Source organism: Kaarinaea lacus (genome assembly GCF_975902315.1).
Genome location: NZ_CDLKIE010000250.1, coordinates 1 through 3,994, shown reverse-complemented (window position 1 = coordinate 3,994; position 3,994 = coordinate 1). Strand labels below are relative to the sequence as shown.

The window sequence follows — 3,994 nt, the reverse complement described above, 5'->3', positions numbered from 1 at the left end:
GAATAGCGTAAGGCAGGTTACTGGCACCTTCTACCGATGTTCCGTCAACACCGCTTTTAACCAGCATTGGTTCGAATGCCGTACCGGTAAGGATTGATTGGCCTACTATACGATGCTGCCAGGCAATGGGATTACCGTCTTTATCTAATCCTGCTTTAAGTTCATGATAATACATAGGCCGGTAAAATCCACCGCGCATATCATCTTCACGGGTCCAGACCATTTTCACCGGCGTATTGTCTCCCAATGCCCTGGCAATATTCACCGCTTCCACCACATAATCGGAGTGCGGATTAGCGCGACGTCCAAAAGAACCGCCAGCATATAAAGTGTTTATTTTTACCTGCTCTGGCTTGATGCCCAGGGTATTGGCGACTGCCATTTGATCTGAAGTATGGGTTTGCGCTGCATTCCAGATTTCACAACCGTCCTTATTGATTTGTACGACACAATTAAGCGGCTCCATGGCGGCATGCGCCAGATAGGGAAATTCATATGACGCAGTGAGTGTTTTGGCAGCTGACGCAAATGCTTTGTCAACATCGCCGTCTTTACGTGCCACCGCACCTGGTTTCTTTGCCAGGGCTTTGTATTCAGCCATGAGCTCATCTGAACTTTTATTAAACGCATTGCTTTCATCCCATTCAACCTTCAATGCATACCTGCCTTGCTGGGCGCTCCAAAAGTTTTTTGCCAGAACTGCAACACCCGTGGGAATTTGTACTACGTTGACAACTTCTTTGATTTTTCTGGTTTCTGTTGCGTCAAAGGATTTAACGGTTGCTCCAAAGCGTGGAGCATGCACAACTACCGCTGTTAGCATGCCCGGCAGTTTTATATCCTGGGTATAGATTGCTTTGCCAGTGGATTTATCGTGTGAATCCTTGCGGGGCACAGTTTTACCGATATAACGAAATTCGTCCGGGGATTTTAAAAACACTTCCTGCGGCACAGGTTCCTGAGCGGCCAGTTCGGCGAATTCACCAAAGCTGGCATTTTTGCTGGACGCGGCATGATGTAGCATACCGTTTTGTACACTAATTTCTTCAGCAGGCACCTTCCATTGTTTAGCCGCAGCGGAAACTAACATTTGTTTTGCGGCTGCACCTGCTTTGCGCATTTGTTCATACGAATTGGCAATTGCCGTACTGCCACCGGTACCCTGCATGGGGCCCCAGAAATTATTGTTATACAATTTGGCGTTGGCGGGTGCTGCTTCAACTTTGAGTTGATCCCAGGCAGCATCCAGTTCTTCGGCGATCAGGGTCGTTAAGCCCGTATAGGTACCCTGGCCCATTTCAAAATGCTTCATGATGACTACTACGGTGTTGTCCGGTTTAATACGTATGAAGGCATTAGGCTCAAAGGAAAAATCACTGACGATTTCACCACCTGCTTTTCCAGGCCCTGCTTCAGGTAAGGTTTTAGTTTGTGTTTCTTTTTGATCACCGCATCCTGTCAAGTGTATACCCAGGGTTAAACCGGCACCCATTGAGACACTGGTAATGAGAAAACGGCGTCGTGTCATATCAGTAACATCCAGCTTTTCATTTTTTCCCATGATTGATCTCCTGTCAGGCGAGTGCTTTTGCGGCTTCTTTGATTGCTGCGCGAATACGAACATAAGTACTGCAGCGGCAGATGTTGTTATTCATGGCGTTGTCGATATCGTCGTCACTGGGTTTCTGGTTTTTGCTAAGTAATTCAACCGCAGTCATGATCTGACCGGACTGGCAATAACCGCATTGCACAACGTCCAGTTTTTGCCAGGCATTTTGCACTGCTGAAGCAACCTTGCTATTCAGGCCTTCAATCGTCGTAATGTTTTTACCCTGGGCAATTTTTACCGGTGTTACGCAGGAGCGAATGGCTTTGCCATCCATATGCACCGTACAGGCGCCGCATTGCGATACGCCACAGCCAAACTTGGTACCCGTTAACCCAATGGCATCTCGAATCGCCCACAATAAGGGCATGTTGGGATCAATATCCAGGGAATGCGTTTTACCGTTAATGGTGAGTTCTATCATGGCAGGTTCCCTCAAAGTGAAGGTGGAATACCTATGCTAACATTTTATTCCAATAATAAAAGACCTGGCTAAATGTGGATAAAGTGTAGATTAAAGAATGACCAGACCAGCTAGTTTGTAGTGGTATTTATATTGCCAGGAATGTATGAATACTGGATCAGCGACCAAATAGTCAACTTGGCGTAATCATTGTATGTCTGCAGAGGGAGACATTCCGCTTTTGGTAAATTTTGTGAAAATGTCGCAAATCGTGGAAAATCCTCCGACTGGTAATTGCCATGGTTCTTAATGTTGGTAGACTTAGATTATTCGTTATCATTAGGGAAAATAAAAGTATGTTGTATAAAGGAAATCGGTTTTGGTTTTTAGGGATATTGTCTATTGTTTTAACAGCATGTAGCAGCGGTGGTGGAGGTGGCAATGGTGGTGTCGAACCGCCTCAACCAGTCGATAACAATTTTGTCACATTCGAAACGGGCCAGGTTCGTCCTCTGGCACTTTCCCCTGATGGCAATACTTTATATGTTGCCAATACTCCAAACAGTACGTTGGAACTTTACACAATAAGCAATGCTGGTTTGCAACACGCTGCCACTGTGCCGGTTGGCATGGAACCTACCGCGGTCGCGGCACTGAATAACCAGGTGTGGGTCGTCAATCATCTGTCAGACAGTATTAGTATCGTTGATGTCAGTATTTCTCCTCCCCAGGTCGTTCGTACCTTGCTGGTCGGTGATGAGCCACGAGATATCGTGTTTGCAGGAAACAACGATCAATTTGCCTTTATAACCACTGCGCATCGCGGACAAAACGGACCTGACGACAATCCTGTAGACGCACAGCTAAAAACCCCCGGTGTTGGGCGCGCTGATGTTTGGGTGTTTGATACTACGAATATCGGCGCCTCCATCGGTGGTGATCCAACCACCGTCATTACATTATTTGGAGATACTCCACGCGCACTAAGCGTAAGCCCGGATGGTAGTACGGTGTATGCGGCAGTTTTTCTATCGGGTAACCAAACCACGACTATCGGCGAGAATCAACTTGCCAAGCCGGGTCCCTTGATGAATCTGGAGAATATTTTGGCACCAGATACCGGCCTGATTCTGAAATACAATGGCACCAACTGGGCGGATGGTACGGGAAGCATAACTGACACTATAGGCGGATTCTGGGATGACATGGTGAATCTGTCCTTACCTGACTATGATGTATTTGAAATTGATGCCAGCGTTAATCCGCCCGTGGCAACAGCAAGCACACCAATTAGTGGAGTGGGTACCGTTTTGTTTAATATGGTCACTAATCCTCAGTCGGGTGTGCTTTATGTCTCCAATACCGAAGCGTTAAATCACGTTCGATTTGAAGGACCGGGAAATAACGCAACGACGGTTCGGGGACATTTTGTGGAAAATCGGATTACTGTCGTTGATAATTCACAAGCAACTCCAACAGTGAGTCCGCGTCATTTAAACAAGCATATTAACTACGATCAGTTCCCTGGTACTCAGGCTGAGCGGGATGCGGCGCTGGCAAATCCGGTGGACATGGCTATTAGCAATAGCGGCGATACGTTGTATGTCGCGGCATTTGGTTCACAAAAGATTGGGGTATTTGACACCGCGGCATTAGAAAATGACAGTTTTACGCCTGATAGTGCAAACCACATTGCGCTTTCTTCGGGGGGTCCTTCAGGGGTGGTGCTTGATGAAGCGCGCAATCGTCTTTACGTGCTTACGCGATTTGACAATGGTTTGTCGGTAATTGATACCACTTCTAACATGGAAACTTCTCATCTAACTATGTTTAATCCGGAACCGGATCAAGTGGTTGATGGGCGACAGTTTCTCTACGATGCTACGTTTACCTCAAGTCATGGCGATTCATCCTGTGCCTTGTGTCATGTGTTTGGTGATTTTGATGGTCTGGCCTGGGATTTGGGGGATCCGGACGAGGTCGTG

Annotated in this window: 3 protein-coding genes; 1 reads left to right on the top strand and 2 read right to left on the bottom strand. The window is 46.9% G+C overall.

The annotated features are described in order from the left end of the window. Both ACWVCM_RS07765 and ACWVCM_RS07760 read right to left on the bottom strand, forming a co-directional pair. A partial coding sequence (locus ACWVCM_RS07765; RefSeq protein WP_455201161.1) for a molybdopterin cofactor-binding domain-containing protein occupies positions 1-1,561 on the bottom strand: 1,561 nt, incomplete at its 3' end. A gap of 13 nt (positions 1,562-1,574) precedes the next feature. Next, positions 1,575-2,030: a (2Fe-2S)-binding protein gene (locus ACWVCM_RS07760; RefSeq protein WP_455201160.1), complete on the bottom strand. Its 456-nt coding sequence runs from the start codon at positions 2,028-2,030 to the stop codon at positions 1,575-1,577. Positions 2,031-2,365: 335 nt separating this feature from the next. Between ACWVCM_RS07760 and ACWVCM_RS07755 the strand changes: the two genes are divergently transcribed. Further along, positions 2,366-3,994: YncE family protein (locus ACWVCM_RS07755; RefSeq protein ID WP_455201159.1), on the top strand; the 1,629-nt coding region annotated here is incomplete at its 3' end.